This window comes from Acetobacterium sp. UBA5834, assembly GCF_002435675.1.
GTDB lineage: Bacteria > Bacillota > Clostridia > Eubacteriales > Eubacteriaceae > Acetobacterium > Acetobacterium wieringae.
On sequence record NZ_DJGY01000009.1, the window covers coordinates 98,559 to 120,079 of the forward strand.

A 21,521-nucleotide genomic window follows, 5' to 3' on the forward strand; every position below is an offset into this window, starting at 1 on the left:
GTCAAAAGATGATATAATAAAAAATCAGTTAGAAAATAATAACAAAACTCTCTTTGGTCATTGCGAAATTAAAGTACAGCATTTTCGCAAATACCTGGAAATTCGATAGATGAGGAGGCAAAGCGGATGCTGACAACCTTTGTTCATACCGGTGATTTTCATTTAGGTCGCCCCTTTACCTTTTTACAACAGGGAAATTATTACGGAAAAAACAAAAGAAAAGAACTCTGGAAAGCTTTTGACGAGATGATTGCATACGTTAAAGAAGAAGCAGTGCCCCTTTTGCTGATTGCCGGAGATTTATTTGATAGTGTCAATGTTCTGACCATGGATATAAAAAGAGCAGCCGAAGGATTGGCCAGTCTTGAGAAAACCTGGGTGGTGATTATCACCGGTAACCACGATTACCACGGTGACAGCTCACCCTACAAAAAAGTTGAGTGGCCCAGAAATGTCTACATTTTTAAAGAAGATGTTTTCCGTTCGGTTTATATCAAAGAATTAAATACCGAAATTTATGGGATGTCCTGGGTGAAAAACGAGTACCGGGCCTTTCCTGAACGCTCCTTTAACAGCATTAAACTCAACGATACCCGCTATAACATCCTGATGGCTCATGGCGAAGTGACCAATCAAAGCCTTTATCTACCCATTGATTTAAGAATGATCGAGAAAAAAGGTTTTGATTATATTGCCCTGGGACATATTCACAAACCCGGCTTGACCCCTGGTGGCGTCGCTTATTGCGGGTCACCGGTACCCCTGAATTTTGGGGAAACCGGGGAACGGGGCTTTATTATTTCGCAGGTAAAAACGGATTATGAAAACCAGAGTTTTATTACCAGTAGCGGCTTTAATCCCATTGAATCGCGAAAATACGAAACCATTGACATTCAGATTGTTCCGGAAGATTCCTATCAGGATATTATCAACAAAGCAGTCAGTTGTGACAGTGAGAGTAACCGCCAGCAAAACTATTATCGGATTCGATTTACCGGTTACATCAATCCCGAAATTCAAATGGATTGGATCAACGATGATCTGGAAGACGCTTTTTATTACGTCGAAACAGACATGGTTAAACTGGAACCGGATATTGATCTGGAACTGCTGATCAAAGAAAATCTGAACAACCCGATCGGACAGCTTCTTACTGAATTGGGTAAAATAGCCGAACCGGAAGTCCGTAAAAAAGCGATTATTTATAGCATCGAAGCGATGATTAGCGAGGGGGTTTTGAAATGAGAATAAAAACCCTGACCATCAAAGCTTTTGGAAAATTCAAAGATCAGACCATTGACTTCAAACCGGGACTGAATCTGGTTTACGGTCGCAATGAGGCTGGCAAAACAACGGTTCAAACCTTTATCCAGGGGATGTTTTTCGGGTTTTATAAACCCTACCGCAAAAAGAAAACCTATAGCGAAGAATATGAAAAGTATATGCCCTGGAATCAATTCGACTACAGTGGTTCCCTGGTTTATGAGGTGGATGGCCGGGAAATTCGTCTGGAACGGAATTTTCTGCGATCCAAAGATTCCTTATTCATTTATGATAATACCACCGGGAAAATAATCAACGACCAGTTCAAGTACGATGGGGTAATAAGACAGCACCTGCCGCTGGGAAACCAGGGGATGACTGCCGTTATTTATAATAATACCGTCAATATGCGTCAAACGGCCCACGATAACGAAACGGGCAGCCAGGACGAAGTCCGGGATTCCTATATCGAGATGCAAAATTCCAGCGGCATTGAGATTAATTTCAAAGGAATCGCCAGACGATTGGAAGAAAAGAAAAACGCAATTGGCCGTTCAGGCCAAAGTAAGTCAAGAATTGGGGCCGCCATCCGGGAGCGGGATGAGCTCCGGGAACTGTTAAAAGAGGCGGAGGCCGCCTACGCCAAGGTCGCCGAAAACCAGGAAAAAATTATCCGGAATCAGATGAAAATGAAGCGGATCGAAGCAGAAAACGACTATCTCAGTCAGGAATCGATAGTCAAGCGAAAAAAAGAATTGTTGGCCACCTATGAACGCATTAACAAGCTGGAAAAGGAGAACAACCGTTTATCAAAAATAATCAAAGAAGACCAGATTTATGAAGGCTATAACTATAAGACGCTGGAGGGCTTAAAAGCCATTTCCAATCAGGCTGAGCGCCTCAGCGATCAGATGGATTACATTGAAAAGGAAATGGCTGATGCCTCGGAACATTTAAAAACGATCCGTCAAAAAGAAGCGGCAAAACGCAGCTCGCTGGCCGGGCATACCTTGGAGGGCATCACCGAAGACTACGAACTGTTTAAAAAAGAAGAAACCGAAGTGGCTGAGGTGGATAAAAAAACCAATGTGGTCATCAACATCATTGCCACACTGGTGACGCTCCTGGGAATGGGACTGGTGGGATTGGCCAATATGGGGATGATGGGCACCAGTCAGGGAATCGAAAATCTGTCCTTAACCGTTGGGGTAACCATGGCAATTGTCGGTGTTGTCGGCCTAAGCTACGGCATTTCGGCAACCCTTAAAAAGCGACGGATTTTAAAAGAAAAACAAATAATCCCGATTCAGGAAGAAATACTGGCCAAATACCAGTTAAAAGATGGACCCAGTTTTGACAGTTACTATAAAAAGGTAATTAGAAATCAGAAAGAACTGGAGCAGCTGCAAAATGAAGGCGAATTGATTATTATTCAGCACTCCCGTCATCAGGCCGGTTATGAAGTGCTCTTTGAACAGCGACGGGGAATCATTCGGGATCTGGATCGGAAGCTGGCTGAATATCAGGTTAAAAACATTGCTGAATATGCTGAGCGCTGTGAAAAAGCGCAGCAATTGGAAGAACTCAAAATCCGTTTTAACGGGAACCTGGAACTACTGGAGAATCTGCTGGAAACCGTCAATGGCGGAAAAACAGAGGACGGACAGGCGGTTTGGCATAAAGCCTCCCCAAAATCGGAAGAACTGTTAAGTCTGGGCAAGGAAATTGCCAGACTGGAAGGTGAAAACAGTGCCCTTACCGATGGGATTGGTCTGCCGGTGGAAATAAAAGAGACCATTAAAACGCTGGATAGCCAGATTCAGGCCTTCGATACGGAAATCAGCGCCTGTAATGCAGCGCTTGAGATTATTTCGACAATCCAGAAAGATTGTCATCAGGACTCGGCTCCGGAGTTGAATAAGAATATTGGCGATATTCTCGATACCCTCACCCAGCATTATAAAGGGGTGAAAATTGATGATGCCATGAGGCTTAAAGTGGTCGATCCCAAAGGTGGCGACTTCAGGGATGTTGACCAGTTAAGTGCCGGAACCATGGATCAGGTTCATTTTGCCTTTCGCTATGGCATCAGCGAACTGATCAGTCACGAAATGCCTTTTATTCTGGATGAACCGTTTGTGCGGTATGATAAACAGCGAAAAACCGAGGCGCTCAAGCTACTTGCAGAACTCAGCAGTAGCCGTCAGGTGATCCTCTTTACCTGTGACGAGGTTGAAGAAAACCTGCTCAGATCCTTAGGCGCAAGCTACCATAAAATTGTGTTATAAGTGCGGGATGACCGCTACACTTTTGGGAAGATCGTCTCTTGAAACAGGGGCGATCAGCGGTTCTTCCTGTTTTACGAAGTCGCACGGGTGATAAATAAGTAGAAGTTGCCGAGCAAGCATCATTTCCCGATAAATATTTAAAAAAACAGGAAAGACCTTGCTAAATGAATAAGAAATCCTTTACAATACTAGTAATAACTAAAAAAGGAGAACATTCGATGAAATTAAGTCAGGTAAGAGACCTCCTCGATGCTGTTGTTTTATCTGGAGAGAGTCATCTGGAGGAAGAAGTTCACTCTGGTTTTGGCTGTGATCTGATGAGCGATGTGCTGTGTTTTGCCAGAGAGGACGCCATTCTGCTCACTGGTCTGGTCAACAAACAGGTGCTGAATACGGCTGATATGGCAAATATGAACAGCATTATTTTTGTACGGGATAAAATGCCCAGTCAGGAAATGATTGACATGGCCAGAGAACGGAATCTCCTGGTTATGTCCACAAAATATATTCTTTTTGAATGTTGTGGCATTCTCTACTCAAACGGTCTCAAGGGAGCCCATCTTAGATGAGCTACGAACTCGTCTTTGATGTGAAGCGGGGAGATTTTGACACCGCTGGTGAAGCCTCCCGGAAAATTAAACGAACCCTCCAGCAGTTAGGGGTTGCCAACAAGGTGATCCGCAAGGTGTCCATTGCTGGCTATGAGGGAGAAATGAATTTGGCGATCCATTCATCTGGCGGAAGAATTGTTTTGCAGGTAGGTGAAGAGGAACTGGTGCTGACGATCGAGGATGTCGGACCGGGGATTGCCAATATTGACCTGGCGATGACGGCGGGTTGGTCAACTGCAGGCGATGAAGTCCGACAAATGGGTTTTGGCGCCGGAATGGGTTTGCCCAATATGAAAAACAATGCCGACAGTTTTGAAATCTCCTCCAAGATTGGAGAGGGGACAAAAATTGTCATGAAATTTTTTGTCTAATCAGGAAGAAGGGGGGACATATGGAAAAATTACTGCATTCAGTATACCTTGATGAGGAAAAATGTCTGGGTTGCACGACCTGTCTGAGAAGCTGTCCCACTGGAGCCATCCGGGTTCGGGGGGGGAAGGCGACCATCAATGAGTCCAAATGCATTGACTGTGGTGAGTGTATTCGGATTTGTCCGCATCATGCCAAGCTGGCCAAAACCGATCCGCTTTCAAAAAAAGATAATTATCAATATACCGTGGCGATGGTGGCGCCCGCCATCATTGGTCAGTTTAAACCGAAATATTCCATTAGCCAGATTCTTTCGGCCGTAAAAGCCCTGGGCTTTGATGAGGTGGTGGAAGTGGCTTACGGTGCTGAAATTGTCGGCCAGGCTTTGAAGTATGAGTATCACGCCAAACGATATCCCAGACCGCTGATTTCTTCAGCCTGTCCGGCGGTTGTCAAGCTGATTCAGGTGCGCTTTCCTGAACTCACTGACAATATCTGCCGCTTGAAGTCCCCGATGGCAATAACCGCCAGACTGATTAGAAAGCGGATTAGGGAAGAAGGAATCCATAAAAATAGCGACGTCGGTGTTTTTTTCATTACTCCTTGCGCTGCCAAAGCCACCATGGTCAATAACCCGGCGGCCAGTGAGTACGATAAATATGACCTAATCGATGGTGCCATTGCCATTAAGGACATTTATAGTGATATCGCCCGGCTTATCGGTAAGTGCCCGCTTCAGGAAGGCCTGCATAACACCACCCCGGAATCCTGCACCTGGGCCTTGTCTGGTGGTGAAAGTGACTATCTCAAAAATAAAAATGTCCTCCATGTGGATGGGATTCAGAATGTCATTAACGTTCTGGAAGAAATCGAATGTGGTAAACTCGATACCATCGAGTTTTTTGAAGGCCTGGCCTGTATCGGCGGCTGCGTCGGCGGTTGTCTGACGGTGGAAAATAACTATGTGGCTAAAATGTACATTCAGGACCGGGCCAAAACCATGAAACAGACCTCCATTATCCACATGTCAGACGAATATGTGCGAAATGTTTATAATTCCGGGATGATGCATATTAAAGAGCGAATTCTACCGAGAAGTCCCGAACCGCTGGATCAGGATATCAACTGCGCCATCGAAAAAATGAAGCAAATCGAAGTATTGGAAAGCAAGCTCCCCGGTCTGGACTGTGGTTCCTGCGGCGCCCCTGGCTGTCGTGCCCTGGCGGAAGATATTGTCGCCGGAAAAGCCAAAGAAATCGATTGTGTATTTGTTTTAAAAGATCGGGTCCGGGATCTCTCGGTATTAACCAATGAACTGCTGCAGGTCGAACATCCCACCGAAAAACCATTGATCAAAAAAGAATAAATGTAGCTATAAAGGCATTGCAAAATGAAAATAAGAACAAAGATTGCTTTGGGTGCAGTTTCCACATACAATTTTGTAACGTGTAGGCGAACAGTTCAGAGAACTGTACGCCGTACAGTGTAAAAATTTGCGAAGGCAACGAGCCAATCACAAGCTTGCTTGTAGTTGGCGACTGCCCGCGACAAAGAAGAAATTCGCCTAGCGATTTCTTCTGGTGTATTGTGCAAACTGGGATCAAAGCTCACGGCAGTATCGCAATTACCTAATTTAGTCATATAAAAGGAGAAAAGGAATGAAGGTTAGTGAGTTATTAGAAAACAAAGAATTCAAGTGTCTTAATCCTCAGGTAGGGATTGAGGGGGTCATTAAAAGTGGCTATGTCGGTGACCTGCTCAGTTGGGTTATGGCCAATGCCGGTCATGGCTGTGCCTGGGTAACCATCCAGACGCATGTCAATATTATTGCCGTGGCATCGCTGCTGGAGATGAGTTGCGTGATTATTCCCGAAGGGGCTGAAGTTGAAGAAAGTACCCTGGAACGGGCCATCATCGAGGATATCCCCATTATCATTACCGGTCTTAATGCTTTTGAAGTCTGTAAAATTTTAGGAAACGCTGGCATATAAAATGGAAAAGGTAGCCATTGATCTGCACATCCACTCGGCATTATCCCCCTGTGGTGAAGCGGAGATGACCCCCAACAACATTGTCAATATGGCCCTGATTAAAGAACTGGATTTTATTGCCGTCACGGATCACAACACCGCCAAAAATTTACCTGCCATCATGGCAGTTGCCAAAGAATTGGCCAAAGAAACCGGAACAGGCCTTTGCATTCTGCCGGGTATTGAAGTGACAACCAAAGAAGAAGCCCATGTTCTGGCCTATCTGCCAACCCTGGCGGCAGCTATGAAACTGGATGCCATTGTTTATGACCATCTTCCGGATGTGAAAAATGAAAAAGCGCTGTTCGGCCCCCAAACGATCATGGATGCCGAGGATAATATTATTGGCGAAGTGGATAAATTGTTGATTTCAGCAACCGATATTGGGGTCAATCAGCTCTGGGATCTTGTTACGGACCTGGGCGGGGTGCTGGTACCAGCCCACATCGACCGAAAATCCTATAGTTTAATTTCATCGCTGGGATTTATTCCCCTGGAATTGGCAGTAAAGACCTGCGAAGTGTCAAAAAAAGAAACCTTTGAAAATGTCCGGAAAAACTTCCGTTTTTTTAAAGACTATCAGTTCATTCACGGTTCTGATGCCCATCAATTGGAAGACATTGCCGAGCGGGAATATTTTCTGGAACTACCGGATATGCAAAGGCAGACGCTGATTAACTATCTGGGATCAATTGATTAAGTCGTACCGACACGTGTTCGATCATGCCTGACCGAGCGGTCAGACTCTGCGTATCGGAGCGAACAACAGATGAATAAGTGGTTTATACGGTAGTTAGCTGTGAACTTTACAGGTGTTTTTCGAAGCGCCTGTTTTTTTGTGCAAAATTATTACACTTATTTTGAAAAAAAAATAAATGGGTAGAATTTTTACTTCAAAAAACAAAAAAGTTAAAGGTTTTCATAAAAATCCGGGCCAAAAAGAGTGAAAAATTTATCTGTTATAAATATAACGAAATATTTCGTTCTGTGTTATAATGACTTCGTTAGAAAATATGCAATCACAAGCGTAAAGGTTTGCATGATTTAATTAGGAGGTTTGAAAATTGGCTGAATTAATACCAGTTGAAAATTTGGACGTAGTAAAGGCAATAGTCGCCGAGCACAGAGAAGTACCAGGTTGTTTAATGCAGATTCTGCAGGAAACCCAGGAAAAATACGGCTACTTACCACTTGAACTACAGGGAACCATCGCAGATGAGTTAGGAATTCCTCTGACTGAAGTCTACGGTGTGGCAACATTTTATTCACAATTTACACTTAAACCAAAAGGAAAATTCAAAATTGGTATCTGCTTAGGAACCGCTTGCTATGTAAGAGGCGCACAACCAATTATTGACAAGGTTAACAGCATTTTAGGAACACAGGTTGGTGATACAACTGAAGATGGAAAATGGTCAGTTGACGCAACCCGATGTGTTGGTGCCTGTGGTTTGGCTCCAGTAATGATGATTAACGAAGAAGTATTTGGACGTTTAACCGTAGATGAAATTCCAGCGATCCTTGAAAAATTTTAATTAGCTGTTATGAAAGAGTTGTCCCTTCACATTTTGGATATTACCCAAAATTCCATTAGAGCCCAGGCAAAGCTTGTGAAACTGCTGATTATTGAGTCCACGGCAAATAATGAACTCACCATTATCATCACTGATGATGGGTGTGGCATACCGGCTGATCGGCTTGAGAATATCACAGATCCGTTTGTAACGACCCGAACAACCAGAAAGGTTGGTCTGGGTTTATCTCTATTTAAAGCAGCAGCGGAAGCATGCGGCGGATACTTTGAGATAAGCTCGACCCTCGGTGTTGGCACAAAGGTGATTGGAAGCTTTATGCGAGACCATATTGATCGTGTCCCGCTGGGGAATATGGCCGATACGGTACTCACCATGGTAATGTCTTTTGGAGAGACAGATCTTATTTATCAACACGACTTCAATAACCAACTATTTGTTTTTAATACACGAGAAATTAAAGACACTCTGGAAGTAGAATCGTTAAACGAACCAGCGATACTAAACTGGATTCGGGAATTCGTTTCAGAAGGTCTTGAAGAAATTATGGAGGAATAAATTTATGGCAAAGTCCTTAGCAGAACTAAAAGCGATTCGTGAAAAAAAATTGAACGAAATCAATTTAAGACACGGCAAGAATGGATATCGCGTCGTAGTAGGAATGGCAACCTGTGGTATCGCAGCAGGCGCTCGACCCGTTATGGTTAAACTGATGGAAGAAGTAGATGCAAAAGGTTTGGTCGATGTTACTGTTGCCCAAACAGGTTGTATCGGATCATGTCGATTAGAACCAATTGTTGAAGTTTACGATGCTAACAATGAAAAAGTAACCTATGTGCATATGACACCGGAAAAGGTTGCTAAAGTTGTAGCAGAACACTTGGCTCAAGGCAAAGTTGTCGATGAATACACCATGACTGTGGTTGATGGTAAAGTCATTGATCCAACGGTTAAGGGTTAATTGAGGAGGAGAAGAGCAGATGGCATATAAACGTTCGCAGGTACTGATTTGTGGTGGTACAGGATGTACATCCTCAGGATCCATGACATTAGTAAAAGAATTAAAAAAAGAATTAGTCAAACACGATATCCTGGATGAAGTAGAAGTTGTTGCAACCGGTTGTTTTGGTTTGTGTGAACTGGGACCAGTTGTTATTGTATACCCAGAAGGAACATTCTACAGCCGAGTTGAAGCTGCTGATATTCCTGAACTGGTTGAAGAACATCTGGTTAAAGGTCGTCCATTGGATCGTTTGATCTACACCGAAAAAGGTGATGGTCATCACCCACTGTCAATCAATGAACTGGGATTCTTCAAAACCCAGAAACGTATTGCTTTGGCAAACTGTGGTGTTATCAATCCAGAAAACATTGACGAATATATCGCATTTGATGGTTACCTGGCGCTGGAAAAAGTGCTGTTAACCATGACACCAGTCGATGTAATCAACGAAGTTAAAGCGTCCGGTCTTCGTGGTCGTGGGGGCGGAGGATTCCCAACTGGTCTTAAATGGCAGTTTGCTCACGATGCTGTATCCGAAGATGGCGTAAAATTTGTAGCATGTAACGCCGATGAAGGAGACCCTGGTGCATTCATGGATCGATCTGTACTTGAAGGTGATCCGCATGCACTTATCGAAGCCATGGCGATTGCCGGCTTTGCTGTAGGTGCTTCTAAAGGTTATGTTTATGTTCGAGCTGAATATCCAATCGCTGTTAACCGTCTGCAGATCGCTATTGATCAGGCCAAAGAATATGGTTTGCTGGGAGAAAATATCTTTGATACCGATTTCTCCTTCGACCTGGAAATTCGTTTAGGCGCCGGCGCATTTGTCTGTGGTGAAGAAACAGCACTTATGAACTCAATCGAAGGTAAACGTGGTGAACCGCGTCCACGTCCGCCATTCCCAGCTAACAAAGGTTTGTTTGGCAAACCAACCGTATTAAATAACGTAGAAACTTATGCAAATATTCCAGCGATTATCTTAAAAGGCGCAGAATGGTTTGCATCAGTAGGAACCGAAAAATCTAAAGGAACAAAAGTATTCGCACTGGGTGGAAAAATCAACAACACCGGTCTGCTTGAAATTCCAATGGGTACAACCCTCCGAGAAATCGTCTTTGATATCGGTGGTGGGATCCCCAATGGTAAAGCGTTCAAAGCTGCCCAAACTGGTGGACCATCAGGCGGATGTATTCCAGCTTCTTTATTAGATACAGAAATCGACTATGATAACCTGATTGCCATCGGCTCCATGATGGGTTCTGGTGGTCTGATCGTAATGGACGAAGACAACTGTATGGTTGACGTTGCTCGTTTCTTCCTTGACTTTACTCAGGACGAATCCTGTGGTAAGTGTCCTCCTTGCCGTATTGGTACCAAGAGAATGCTTGAAATTCTGGAACGAATCTGTGATGGTAAAGGGATTGAAGGCGATATCGAACGGTTGGAAGAACTGGCTGTTGGTATCAAAGCTTCAGCACTTTGTGGATTGGGACAAACTGCTCCAAACCCTGTTCTGTCTACCATCCGTTATTTCCGTGACGAATATGAAGCACATATCAATGACAAAAAATGTCCCGCTGGCGTATGTAAACATCTGTTAGACTTCACAATCAATCCAGATACCTGTAAAGGTTGCGGAATCTGTGCCAAGAAATGTCCAGCCGATGCGATCACCGGTGAAAAGAAAAAACCATATACCATCGATACCGCAAAATGTATTAAATGTGGTGCCTGTATTGAAGCCTGTCCATTTGGCTCCATTTCCAAGGGTTGATTTAGGAGGTCACAAAAACAATGAAAGATGTAACATTTAAAATAAACGGTCAGGAAATGACTGTTCCCGAAGGAACAACCATTTTAGAAGCAGCCAGAATGAGCAATATCGACATCCCAACACTTTGCTACCTGAAAGATGTTAACGAAATTGGGGCTTGTCGTATGTGTCTGGTTGAAATCGCTGGAGCACGAGCACTGCAAGCAGCGTGTGTTTACCCAGTTGCCAACGGCATCGAAGTACTTACCAACTCCCCAGCCGTTCGAAAAGCACGACGCGTAAACCTTGAGTTAATTCTGTCAAACCACAATCGTGAATGTACCACCTGTATTCGTAGCGAAAACTGTGAATTACAGACACTGGCAACCGACCTGGGTGTTTCTGAAATTCCTTTCGAAGGCGAAAAATCAGGTAAACTGATCGACGATTTATCAACAGCTGTTGTCCGTGACGAAAGCAAATGTATTCTTTGTAAGCGATGTGTATCCGTTTGTACCAACGTCCAAAGCGTTGCCGTACTGGGCACCGTTGGTCGAGGCTTTACCTCACAGGTACAACCAGTATTTGACAAATCGTTAGCTGAAGTTGGTTGCATCAACTGTGGACAATGTATCATCAACTGTCCAGTTGGCGCATTAAAAGAAAAATCAAATATCCAACAAGTTTGGGATGCCATTGCTGATCCGACCAAAACTGTTATCGTTCAAACCGCTCCAGCTGTTCGTGCTGGTTTAGGTGAAGACTTTGGCTACCCAATGGGAACATCAGTAACCGGTAAAATGGCAGCTGCCTTACGAAGACTGGGCTTTGACAAAGTATTCGATACCGATTTCGGTGCTGATGTATGTATCATGGAAGAAGGAACAGAACTGATTGGACGTGTGACCAACGGTGGTGTTCTACCAATGATCACATCCTGTTCACCAGGTTGGATTAAATTTATCGAAACCTATTATCCAGAAGCGATTCCACATCTGTCAAGCTGTAAATCACCACAAAATATCACCGGTGCTTTACTCAAAAACCACTATGCGCAAGCTAATGGAATTGATCCTAAAGATATGGTTGTTGTTTCAATCATGCCTTGTACTGCTAAAAAATACGAAGTACAACGAGAAGAATTATGTACTGACGGTAATGCCGATGTTGATATCTCCATCACCACTCGGGAACTTGCACGTATGATCAAAGAAGCCCGTATTCTGTTTGACAAATTACCAGATGAAGACTTTGATGATTACTATGGTGAATCCACAGGAGCTGCTGTTATCTTCGGCGCTACCGGTGGTGTTATGGAAGCGGCTGTCAGAACAGTTGCCGACGTACTGAACAAAAAAGACATTCAGGAAATTGAATATCATGTGGTTCGTGGTACCGATGGTATCAAACAAGCCAGTGTTGATGTAACCCCAGACCTGAAAGTCAACCTGTTAGTAGCTCATGGTGGATCAAACATCCGTGAGGTCATGGAAATGCTTAAAGCTGGTAAATTGGCTGATACCCACTTCATCGAGCTGATGGCTTGCCCAGGCGGCTGTGTCAACGGTGGTGGACAACCCATCGTATCTGCTAAAGATAAAATGGACGTCGACATTCGTGTTGAACGAGCAAAAGCTCTGTATGACGAAGATGCCAATGTATTAACCTACCGAAAATCTCACCAGAATCCTTCTGTCATCCGACTGTACGAAGAATACCTGGAAGAGCCAAACAGCCACAAAGCGCACCATATTTTACATACAAAATACTCAGCTAAACCAAAATTGGTTTAATTGCAGTTCGATAAACGAAAAACTCCTTAAACGAAAAAAAGGCCCAATAATGGGTCTTTTTTTGTGTTATAATAAACCGATAGAGTATCGAACAAAAGTAAGCACAGGGGGACGGTTTTTCTTGTGTCAACAATTCGATTAAGAACAATCGGACACAAAAGAACCGTCCCCCTGTGCGGAAAAACAAAACAGGAGCAAAGCATGGAAAGCATTAAGGGTACGGTGGAGCACATCGTTTTTAGAAACAGCAGCAACGGTTATACCGTCGCCCATTTTGATATCGAAGGCGATCTGGTCACCGTTGTCGGGAATTTTGACGAACTGAATCATGGCGAATACTTAAAACTCACTGGTTACTGGACTGAACATAAAAATTACGGTGATCAGTTTACTATGGAAACCTATACCATGGAAATTCCCACCTCCACCGAAGGCATTACCCGCTATCTGTCGTCGGGTATTCTGCCCGGCATTGGCGAAAAAACCGCCAAAGCGATTGTTGCCCGATTTGGTGAAGAAACCCTGGAGATCCTGGACAATGATCCCCAGCGGTTGTCCGAAATAAAAGGCATTGGCAAGAAAACTCTGGCTGCCATCAAAGAAGTCTACCACGAACAACGGGAAGTCCGTCAGATTATGATTCAAATTCAGGACTACGGCATCTCGGCCAACTGGGCAATGAAGCTTTACAAAACCTATAAGTTTGACACCATTTCGGTGCTGCTTGATAACCCCTACCAGATGATCGATGATATTCGGGGGATTGGTTTTAAAATTGCCGACCAGATTGCCAACCATCTCGGTTTTGAAGCCAACAGTCCCGGTCGGATTCTGGCGGGAATCAACTATTCACTGGGGGAATGCTACAACCGGGGCAACACCTATATGACTGAAACCGAGCTGATAGAGACCAGTTCTCGAATCCTTGGTGTCGCTGAAGACGAGATCAATGCACAATTAGGCGAACTGGTGCTGATGGGGCGCATCATTCAGGAGGAAATCGCCGACCAGCGGGTTTATTATCCCCGGAATCTATTTGAAGCTGAGGACAATGCAGCCCTGGCCATGGCCAGAATCAGTCAGATGACCTATAAAATAGCGAATGTCAACATTACGGCCAAAATCAGAAACTACGAGCAGGATATGTCGATCACGCTGGATGATAAGCAACGGGAAGCCATTGCCGCCGCCATGGATAATGGCGTTATTGTTATTACTGGCGGACCCGGTACCGGAAAAACCACCATTATCAACGGGATTGTCCGGATTTTTAAGGATCTGGGCCTTAAAACCGTGCTGGCCGCCCCCACCGGCCGGGCGGCCAAGCGGATTACTGAGACCACTGGCAACGAAGCCAAAACCATCCACCGCCTGCTGGAATATGAATACAGTCAGGATGATGACTTTCCCAGTTTCAGCAAGGATGAAAGTAACCCCCTTGATGTCGATGCCATTATCGTTGATGAATCCTCGATGATTGATATTCTCCTGATGGACAGTTTGCTGATGGCCATCCAGCCGGGCACCCGGCTGATCATGGTTGGCGATGCCGACCAGCTGCCTTCGGTGGGGCCGGGAAATGTTTTAAAAGATATCATTGAAAGCGGGGCGGTCAAGGTATTAAGCCTTGACCGGATCTATCGTCAGTCGGAAGAAAGCATGATCTCGGTCAATGCTTACGAGATTAATCATGGCCGAATTCCGGATATCAACAATGAGTCGGATTTTTTGTTTCTTAACAAAAACGACAGTGATAAGCTGCTCCGGGATATTCTCGAGTTGGTCACCAATCGATTGCCGATGGCCAAAGGTTTTGACAGCATCAGTGACATCCAGGTGATCTCACCGATGAAAAACGGTAAGGTCGGTGTTATCAATCTTAACCGGGAGCTCCAGGCGGTGCTCAATCCGCCCCGGGAGAACCGGGTGCAGCGGGAATTCGGAATGGTGATTTACCGGGAAGGGGATAAGGTCATGCAGATCAAAAACAACTACCGGATCAAGTGGGAAGACACCCTGTCGCTGGAACAGGGCGAAGGGATTTATAATGGTGATATTGGAATTCTGGAAAGCATCAGTAACCGGGAAAAATCCTTTGCCATTCTGTTTAATGACGGCAAGCGGGTCACCTATGACTTTGACCAGATGGACGAAATCACCCACGCCTACGCCATGACCGTCCATAAAAGTCAGGGCAGTGAGTTTCCGGTGGTGGTCATGCCGATCGTCGGCGGGCCGCCCCTCTTTTTAAATCGTAAACTGCTGTATACGGCCGTCACCCGAGCCAAAAAGCTGTTGATTTTGATGGGCAACCAGTACGTTTTCCGGCAAATGATCAAATCCGGCGAATCCCAGGATCGCCAGACTACCCTCCGCGACCGCATCATCACCTATATCAAACACCCGCTGGTGTAAATAAGACAGGGCGTGACTTGAGGACGATACGGATGTCAGCCCGATAGGGATGAAAGACGTCGCGTCCCCATGTCATCCCGGGCCGGGTAGTCTGATATAATCAGAATCAAAGGTAAAATGTCCCCATGAATGCGAAAAGAGGTAACCATGAACCTGAAACAAACCCTCCTGACCTTTCTTGAGAACAACCTTTTTCTCAAAAATGGCACCTGCCCCATCTGCGGCCGGGTACTTTTTATTACCGACCGGTTTTTGTGCCATCAATGTGAGGATGATCTTCCGGTCATCAGCAATCCGACCTGCAGTCAGTGTGGTCGACCAATTTTTCGTCACCAGCGAAAGGAGTGCAGCCCCTGTGCCAAACTCAATCTGCCTTTTGCCGGTGGTTATGCCCATCTAAGTTATGAGGACTCCGCTAAAAGATTGGTGCAGGCCATAAAATTTAAAGATCGGCCCCATTTGGGCATTTGGATGGGTACCCACATGGGGGCTGCCATTGCCCAATCCCAATGGGTTAATCGTGTGGATCTGATTATTCCAGTGCCCCTGCATCCCAACCGCCAAGCCGAGCGGGGCTATAACCAGAGTGAAAAGATTGCCCAGGGTATTTATGAAGGTTTAAAAATTTCAAAAGATCCGGAATTATCTACCAAAATCCTTGTCCGCAGTCGGGATACGCCGCACCAGCTGGGTCAGGGTCGTGAAGAACGTCTTTCCAATCTGACCGGAGCATTCACGGTTGAAGCAATCGAAGTCATCCAGAATAAAACCATCCTGCTGGTGGATGATGTCCTCACGACCGGGGCTACTCTGGCAGAAAGTGCAGCCACCCTTCTGGAAGCTGGTGCCGCCCAGGTTTATATCGCAACCCTTTGCGCCGTTGCCGAGTAGCCCAGATAAAAGATTCTTAAAAAGACCCGCAAAGGGCCTTTTTTTGTGGCGAAGCCACGTAAATAATGGTATGATGGATTAATAGAAGCAAAAAAGTAGGATAAGCACTGGGGGACGGTTTTTCTTGTGCTTTCCTAATTACTTGATAAAAAGTGCACAAAAGAACCGTCCTCCTGTGCGATAAAATCGAAGCATCAAGAGGTAGGAATAATTATATGAATAATACCATCAAAAAACTGCAAGCCATCATGGCGATCGAAAATATAAAAGAAAATGAACCGATGAAAAACCATACCTCCTTTAAGGTTGGGGGCCCAGCCGACCTTTTTTTAATGCCTCAGACCCAAACAGAACTGCAACAGATACTAAAAATCTGCAAAGAATCGGATAAACCCTTTTATATTATGGGGAACGGCAGCAACCTGATTGTCCGTGATAAGGGGTATCGTGGGATCATCGTTAATACCAAGGCCCTCAATCGGGTGGAAGTTCAAGGAACAACCCTGATTGCCGAACCGGGGATCAGCCTTAAAGATCTGGCCAATATTGCGTTGAAAGAAAACCTCACCGGTCTGGAATTTGCTTCCGGCATTCCCGGCAGTCTGGGCGGTGCCGTCACCATGAATGCTGGTGCCTATGACGGCGAAATGAAGGCAGTGATTAAAAGCATTACGGTGATTAAAGAAGATGGTACCGAAAAAACCATTCCTGCCGAACAGTGCCAGTTTGGTTACCGATCCAGTATCCTGCAACAGCACGGCTGGATTCTGACTCGTGTCGAGCTGGGTCTAAAACACGGCGACTGCCAGGTCATCGAAGCAAAAATGCTTAACTTAAACACCCAAAGACAGACCAAGCAACCGCTGGAATACCCCAGCGCCGGCAGCACCTTCCGCCGACCGGAAGGCTATTATGCCGGTAAACTGGTGCAGGATGCCGGTTTTAAAGGCTATGCCATCGGCGGGGCTCAGGTCTCCGAAAAACATAGCGGCTTTGTTATCAATAAAGGCGGCGCCACCGCTGCTGATATTCTAAACCTCATCGGTGCGATTCAGGTTGCCGTTAAAGAGAAATTTGGCGTTGATCTAAAAACCGAAGTCATCGTTATCGGAAACGACTAGGGTAGGATGAGAAAAGGCCAAATGCCCATTGTCTCATCCGGGCAACGCAGTATAATCGAAGTAATAACACATAATAATATATGTAAGGAAATCCCATGAAAATAACCCATGATATGCACACCCATACAACCTACAGCCATGGTAAAAATACCATTGCCGAAATGGTGGCTCAGGCCCGTAAAATTGGCCTTACGGCCATTACCATTTCCGACCATGGCCGCAGCCATCCGCTGTTTGGGGTGCGCAAAAAGAATTTCGCTAAAATGCGGGCCGAGATTGATGCGCTTAATCAAAAATACGACGATATCGATATCTACCTTTCGGTTGAATCCAACATTACTGGTGCCAACGGCGACATTGACATTAAAGAGGAAGAAAAAAAATATTGCGACTGGATTTCGGCCGGGTATCACTATGGTTATATCCCGGCCAGTATCAAAGATATCTTTGTTTTTGCCCTGCCCAACTATGCGGCCCGGGTGTTACCCTTTTTAAGAAACACAGTGGTTAACATGAATACCCGAACCTATATCAAAATGATGGAACGCTACGACATCAAGCTGATTACCCATCCCGGCGATAAAATGCCTATCAACATCGAAGCGGTTGCCAAAGCCGCCGCCGAACACGGTGTGATCCTGGAAATTAACCCCAGACATAATCATTTAAACGCCGAAGAAATAAAAATCGCCATGAAATACCCAGTCAGCTTTGCCATCAACAGTGACGCCCATAGCATTGCTGCTCTGGGGGATATGCGGGACACCCCAGCGGTTGTCAAAGCCGCCGGCATCCCCATTACCCGCATCGTCAATATCACCGACTAGGTAGGGTGTGACTTGGGGACGTTACGCCTGTCAGCCCAGCGGGATGACAGGCGAAATGTCCCCATGTCATGGCCGGGAGTCACAGTAATTCAAAAAAAGGAGTAACCCATGAAAACCATCATCATCACCGGTATGTCTGGCGCCGGAAAATCCCAGGCCATTCAAATCCTCGAAGATCTGGGTTATTTCTGTGTTGATAACATTCCTCCGCAGCTGATTGTGACCTTCATCAATCTCTGTCAGCAATCAGCCACCGAAATTGAAAAAATAGCCCTGGTCACTGATGTCCGGGGAGATGTTTTCCTGGAGGGAAAAGACATCCCCCTGGCTGAGTACAAGGCTACCCGGGAGGATCTCAAGCTGATCTTTTTAGATGCCCGGGACGAAGTGCTGGTATCCCGCTATCAGGAAACTCGGCGTAATCATCCCCTGACCCATTTTGCCAGTAACCTCATCGAAGCGATCCGGGCGGAACGAAAAAGCCTGGAGCATTTTAGAGAAATCGCCGATGAAGTCATCGACACCTCGGACATCAAGGTCAGAGAGCTAAAAGAACAGCTGACAAAGCTGGTTAAATTGGATCGGGATCAGTCCAAACCCAAGGTAAAAATTTATTCCTTCGGTTTTAAATATGCCAGTCCCATGGGGGCCGATTTTGTTTTTGATGTCCGTTTTCTGCCCAATCCCTTTTATAAACAGGAGCTTAGGAATTTGACTGGCGAAGATCAACCGGTGCGAGACTATGTCATGTCGTTTCGGGAAGCGGAGGTTTTTTATCAGAAATTGTGGGATTTGATTGAATTTGTCATTCCCCAGTTTGCCAAGGTTTCCAAAAATACGGTTGAAATTGCCATCGGCTGTACCGGCGGCCAGCACCGCTCGGTCACCTTTGCCTGCCTGTTAAGCCAGGCTCTCAAAGAAAAAGGCTACGAAACCACCCTCAAACACCGGGACATCAAAAGAAACCGCCTCGACCACTAGGGTATGACTTGGGGACTGGTAGGATGAGAAAAGGGGATGTTACGCCTGTCAGCCCATCGGGATGAAAGGCGAAATGTTTCATTGTCTCATCCGAGCAGTGTTGTCGTTCATAAAGACGTTGCGTCCCCATGTCATGCTGGCCGAACAGTCAGTTGCACCATCTCGTAGGGGCGATCCGTGATCGCCCGCATACCTGAGCAACGATGTAAAGACAAACAAAAAAGGATGTGATTTCATGGATATGAAAGAATACATAAGGGAGTTTACCTTGAAAGATATTGTCAAAGTAAGAAACCCCAAAGTTGTGGCCATCGGCGGCGGCACCGGTTTATCGGTGATCCTCCGGGGCTTAAAAAAATATACCGATAATCTCACCGCCATTGTCACGGTTGGCGATGATGGTGGCGGTTCCGGAAAACTCCGGGAAGAACTGGGTATTCTTCCACCTGGCGACATTCGCAGCTGCATTCTGGCTTTGGCCGATGACGAAAACGTCATGCAGGAGCTTTTTAATTATCGGTTTCCCGGTGGTCCGATGGCCGGACAAAGCTTCGGAAATCTGTTTTTGGCAGCGATGAACGGCATCAGCCACGATTTTTACGATGCCGTCCGGCGAACCTCCGACGTGCTGCAAATAAAAGGGGAGGTACTGCCAGTTACCCTCTCCCAGATGGTGCTGATGGCAACCCTGAAAAATGGCCAGGTCATTGAAGGGGAATCAGCCATACCCGGGGCGGTACTGGAACAAAAAAGCCCGATCACCCAGATATTTTTAAAACAGGAAGATACCTACCCCCTCCCGGAAACCATTGAGGCCATCAGAAACGCCGATATGATTGTGATTGGTCCTGGCAGTCTGTATACCAGCGTTATTCCCAATCTGCTGATAAGGGATGTCGCCAGAGCGATTTTTGATAGTCGGGCCAAACGTTTCTACATCTGTAACATTATGACGCAGCCCGGTGAAACCGACGGTTATACCCAGGAAGACCACATCCGGGCCATTGAAGCCCACCTGGATCAGGCCGAAGGCCGATTGTTTGACTATGTGGTCGCCAACACCGGCAATCTACCCAAGAGTATTGAAGAAAAATACCAAAAATGCGCTGCCAATGTGGTCGAGATCATCTCCCCCCTGGAACAGTATGAGTATATTCTGGACGATTATGTCATCATGGAAAACGGTTTTGTCCGCCACGATGCCGATCTCCTGGCCCGTCGCATCTTCGAAACCTATATAAAATAAGGTAAGCACAAAAGTACCGTTTTTCTTGTGTCAACAATTCTTTTATCATCAATAGGACACAAAAGAACCGTCCCTCTGTGCTCCGTCCCCCTGTGCGCTTGTCAACTCGTAGGGGCGATCCGTGATCGCCCGCAACTCGCACCGAAAGAAAGGAGCCGTCATGACATTTTCAGCCATTTTAAAAAAAGATCTTTCCAAGCTTCCCTACGGCTCCAAAGCCTGTCAGCGGGCCGAACTGTCCGGCATGATTGGCGCAGTGGGAACCATCCACATCGAGCAATCCGGTGCCATGACTATCAGTATCAAAACCGAAAACCCCGCAGTGGCGGCCCGCTGCTATCAGCTGATGAAATCCCTGTATCAGATTAAACCAAAAATCAAGATCGAAAAAACCCGTAAATTCAAAGAACACCGGGCCTACCGGGTGGTGGTTGAACAACCATGGACGGCAAAAATAATCTTGGAAGACTGTCAGATTTTAAGTTACAATGCCAATGGCCAGGCGTTTTTTGCCAATCAAGTACCGGAGCCCTTTATCAAGCAGCAAAATCAGACAAAAGCCTACATCCGGGGAGTTTTTTTAGGGTGCGGTTCGATATCCAACCCGGAAAAAACCTATCATCTGGAATTGGTGGGTAAAAAAACGACCATCACGAAAAAATCCGACCGCAGTCCAGTGGTTGCCGGTGAGCAATGTGCCTATCTGCAGAGCATTAAAACGATTCTCGATGGGTACGAGATCAAGTCCAACCTGATCCATCGCAAAGCCCATTGGGTGCTCTACCTCAAAGAAGGGAGCAGTGTGGCCGATTTTCTCAGCGTCATCGGAGCCCATCGTGGCCTGCTGGAAATGGAAAACATCCGGATTGTCAAAGAAATGCGCAATGACGTGAATCGTCAGGTCAATTGTGAAACCGCCAATCTCAATAAAACCATTGCCGCCGCCTACGATCAGGTTGCCGATATTATGCTGATCAAAGAGCAGTTTGGCTTAAAAAATCTGCCCAAAAATCTCTACGACATTGCCGAACTGCGGCTTAACTACCCCGATGCCAGTATCAAAGAGCTGGGTGAACGCCTGGACCCCCCCGTCGGCAAGTCCGGGGTCTATCACCGCCTCAAAAAACTCAACCAGATCGCCGCCGACCTCAAACACCGCTAACCAGATCGCCGCCGACCTCAAACACCGCTAGGGCATGACCTCAACCATCCTTTACAGGATGGTTTTTTTATGTCATTTTTTCCTAGAAACTGCCATTTAAGGAGTGTACCACTATTTAGGTAATTACCAAATGAAAAAGTCGAACGATGATTGCTTTGGGAGCAGTTTCCACAAACAATTTCGTAACGTGTAGACGAACAGGCGATAGCCTGTACGTCGTACAGTGTAGAAAT

19 protein-coding genes are annotated in these 21,521 nt (G+C 45.8%); all 19 read left to right on the forward strand.

Annotated elements, in window-relative coordinates:
* Positions 1–126: 126 nt before the first annotated feature.
* Complete coding sequence (locus B3F51_RS01975) at positions 127–1,245, forward strand: metallophosphoesterase family protein (protein ID WP_286809130.1); 1,119 nt, start codon at positions 127–129, stop codon at positions 1,243–1,245.
* On the forward strand, positions 1,242–3,551 hold the full coding sequence (locus B3F51_RS01980) for an ATP-binding protein (RefSeq protein ID WP_286945171.1): 2,310 nt from the start codon (positions 1,242–1,244) through the stop codon (positions 3,549–3,551). Before B3F51_RS01975 ends, B3F51_RS01980 begins: the two co-directional genes overlap by 4 nt.
* A 218-nt stretch (positions 3,552–3,769) precedes the next feature.
* On the forward strand, positions 3,770–4,120 hold the full coding sequence (locus B3F51_RS01985) for a hypothetical protein (protein WP_148637356.1): 351 nt from the start codon (positions 3,770–3,772) through the stop codon (positions 4,118–4,120).
* Positions 4,117–4,533, forward strand: a complete 417-nt coding sequence (locus tag B3F51_RS01990; protein WP_286945172.1) for an ATP-binding protein — start codon at positions 4,117–4,119, stop codon at positions 4,531–4,533. The genes B3F51_RS01985 and B3F51_RS01990 overlap by 4 nt, the downstream gene beginning before the upstream one ends.
* A 20-nt stretch (positions 4,534–4,553) precedes the next feature.
* Positions 4,554–5,897 (forward strand): [Fe-Fe] hydrogenase large subunit C-terminal domain-containing protein, encoded by a 1,344-nt coding sequence (locus tag B3F51_RS01995; protein ID WP_286945174.1) that lies wholly within the window; start codon positions 4,554–4,556, stop codon positions 5,895–5,897.
* A 292-nt stretch (positions 5,898–6,189) separates the two neighbouring features.
* The gene (locus tag B3F51_RS02000; protein ID WP_286945176.1) at positions 6,190–6,522 is read left to right on the forward strand and encodes an AraC family transcriptional regulator; all 333 of its coding nucleotides are present in this window, start codon (positions 6,190–6,192) and stop codon (positions 6,520–6,522) included.
* Between the two features lies 1 nt (position 6,523).
* Positions 6,524–7,261, forward strand: a complete 738-nt coding sequence (locus tag B3F51_RS02005; protein WP_148637358.1) for a PHP domain-containing protein — start codon at positions 6,524–6,526, stop codon at positions 7,259–7,261.
* Between the two features lie 364 nt (positions 7,262–7,625).
* The gene (locus B3F51_RS02010; protein ID WP_070370039.1) at positions 7,626–8,096 is read left to right on the forward strand and encodes a complex I 24 kDa subunit family protein; all 471 of its coding nucleotides are present in this window, start codon (positions 7,626–7,628) and stop codon (positions 8,094–8,096) included.
* 9 nt (positions 8,097–8,105) lie between these two features.
* Complete coding sequence (locus B3F51_RS02015; RefSeq protein WP_148637359.1) at positions 8,106–8,651, forward strand: ATP-binding protein; 546 nt, start codon at positions 8,106–8,108, stop codon at positions 8,649–8,651.
* Between the two features lie 4 nt (positions 8,652–8,655).
* Positions 8,656–9,054 (forward strand): (2Fe-2S) ferredoxin domain-containing protein, encoded by a 399-nt coding sequence (locus tag B3F51_RS02020; protein WP_070370041.1) that lies wholly within the window; start codon positions 8,656–8,658, stop codon positions 9,052–9,054.
* Positions 9,055–9,073: 19 nt separating this feature from the next.
* Positions 9,074–10,873, forward strand: a complete 1,800-nt coding sequence (gene nuoF, locus B3F51_RS02025) for an NADH-quinone oxidoreductase subunit NuoF (RefSeq protein WP_070370042.1) — start codon at positions 9,074–9,076, stop codon at positions 10,871–10,873.
* Positions 10,874–10,893: 20 nt separating this feature from the next.
* The gene (locus B3F51_RS02030; RefSeq protein ID WP_228881512.1) at positions 10,894–12,645 is read left to right on the forward strand and encodes an NADH-dependent [FeFe] hydrogenase, group A6; all 1,752 of its coding nucleotides are present in this window, start codon (positions 10,894–10,896) and stop codon (positions 12,643–12,645) included.
* 201 nt (positions 12,646–12,846) lie between these two features.
* Positions 12,847–15,060 carry an ATP-dependent RecD-like DNA helicase gene (locus B3F51_RS02035; RefSeq protein ID WP_286945181.1) on the forward strand — a complete coding sequence of 738 codons (2,214 nt, stop codon included), beginning with the start codon at positions 12,847–12,849 and terminating at the stop codon, positions 15,058–15,060.
* Between the two features lie 147 nt (positions 15,061–15,207).
* A complete protein-coding gene (locus B3F51_RS02040) occupies positions 15,208–15,951 on the forward strand; it encodes a ComF family protein (RefSeq protein WP_286945182.1) in 744 nt (247 codons plus the stop codon).
* A 215-nt stretch (positions 15,952–16,166) separates the two neighbouring features.
* The gene (murB, locus tag B3F51_RS02045) at positions 16,167–17,072 is read left to right on the forward strand and encodes a UDP-N-acetylmuramate dehydrogenase (RefSeq protein WP_286945184.1); all 906 of its coding nucleotides are present in this window, start codon (positions 16,167–16,169) and stop codon (positions 17,070–17,072) included.
* A 95-nt stretch (positions 17,073–17,167) separates the two neighbouring features.
* Positions 17,168–17,899 (forward strand): PHP domain-containing protein, encoded by a 732-nt coding sequence (locus B3F51_RS02050; protein WP_286945186.1) that lies wholly within the window; start codon positions 17,168–17,170, stop codon positions 17,897–17,899.
* A 108-nt stretch (positions 17,900–18,007) separates the two neighbouring features.
* Entirely contained in the window at positions 18,008–18,880 is an 873-nt protein-coding gene (gene rapZ / locus B3F51_RS02055) for an RNase adapter RapZ (RefSeq protein ID WP_286945188.1), read from the forward strand.
* Positions 18,881–19,115: 235 nt separating this feature from the next.
* The gene (locus B3F51_RS02060) at positions 19,116–20,126 is read left to right on the forward strand and encodes a gluconeogenesis factor YvcK family protein (protein ID WP_286945190.1); all 1,011 of its coding nucleotides are present in this window, start codon (positions 19,116–19,118) and stop codon (positions 20,124–20,126) included.
* Positions 20,127–20,286: 160 nt separating this feature from the next.
* Complete coding sequence (gene whiA / locus B3F51_RS02065) at positions 20,287–21,288, forward strand: DNA-binding protein WhiA (protein WP_286945192.1); 1,002 nt, start codon at positions 20,287–20,289, stop codon at positions 21,286–21,288.
* Positions 21,289–21,521: the final 233 nt, after the last annotated feature.

What these genes read in the sequence shown, in the direction of transcription:
- B3F51_RS02030 (WP_228881512.1), top strand. Translation starts at nt 10,894, where the DNA reads ATGAAAGATGTAACATTTAAAATAAACGGTCAGGAAATGACTGTTCCC.
- B3F51_RS02035 (WP_286945181.1), top strand. Translation starts at nt 12,847, where the DNA reads ATGGAAAGCATTAAGGGTACGGTGGAGCACATCGTTTTTAGAAACAGC.
- B3F51_RS02000 (WP_286945176.1), top strand. Translation starts at nt 6,190, where the DNA reads ATGAAGGTTAGTGAGTTATTAGAAAACAAAGAATTCAAGTGTCTTAAT.
- rapZ (WP_286945188.1), top strand. Translation starts at nt 18,008, where the DNA reads ATGAAAACCATCATCATCACCGGTATGTCTGGCGCCGGAAAATCCCAG.
- B3F51_RS01980 (WP_286945171.1), top strand. Translation starts at nt 1,242, where the DNA reads ATGAGAATAAAAACCCTGACCATCAAAGCTTTTGGAAAATTCAAAGAT.
- B3F51_RS02015 (WP_148637359.1), top strand. Translation starts at nt 8,106, where the DNA reads ATGAAAGAGTTGTCCCTTCACATTTTGGATATTACCCAAAATTCCATT.
- B3F51_RS02040 (WP_286945182.1), top strand. Translation starts at nt 15,208, where the DNA reads ATGAACCTGAAACAAACCCTCCTGACCTTTCTTGAGAACAACCTTTTT.
- nuoF (WP_070370042.1), top strand. Translation starts at nt 9,074, where the DNA reads ATGGCATATAAACGTTCGCAGGTACTGATTTGTGGTGGTACAGGATGT.
- B3F51_RS02050 (WP_286945186.1), top strand. Translation starts at nt 17,168, where the DNA reads ATGAAAATAACCCATGATATGCACACCCATACAACCTACAGCCATGGT.
- murB (WP_286945184.1), top strand. Translation starts at nt 16,167, where the DNA reads ATGAATAATACCATCAAAAAACTGCAAGCCATCATGGCGATCGAAAAT.
- B3F51_RS01975 (WP_286809130.1), top strand. Translation starts at nt 127, where the DNA reads ATGCTGACAACCTTTGTTCATACCGGTGATTTTCATTTAGGTCGCCCC.
- B3F51_RS02060 (WP_286945190.1), top strand. Translation starts at nt 19,116, where the DNA reads ATGGATATGAAAGAATACATAAGGGAGTTTACCTTGAAAGATATTGTC.
- whiA (WP_286945192.1), top strand. Translation starts at nt 20,287, where the DNA reads ATGACATTTTCAGCCATTTTAAAAAAAGATCTTTCCAAGCTTCCCTAC.
- B3F51_RS01990 (WP_286945172.1), top strand. Translation starts at nt 4,117, where the DNA reads ATGAGCTACGAACTCGTCTTTGATGTGAAGCGGGGAGATTTTGACACC.
- B3F51_RS01995 (WP_286945174.1), top strand. Translation starts at nt 4,554, where the DNA reads ATGGAAAAATTACTGCATTCAGTATACCTTGATGAGGAAAAATGTCTG.
- B3F51_RS01985 (WP_148637356.1), top strand. Translation starts at nt 3,770, where the DNA reads ATGAAATTAAGTCAGGTAAGAGACCTCCTCGATGCTGTTGTTTTATCT.
- B3F51_RS02005 (WP_148637358.1), top strand. Translation starts at nt 6,524, where the DNA reads ATGGAAAAGGTAGCCATTGATCTGCACATCCACTCGGCATTATCCCCC.
- B3F51_RS02020 (WP_070370041.1), top strand. Translation starts at nt 8,656, where the DNA reads ATGGCAAAGTCCTTAGCAGAACTAAAAGCGATTCGTGAAAAAAAATTG.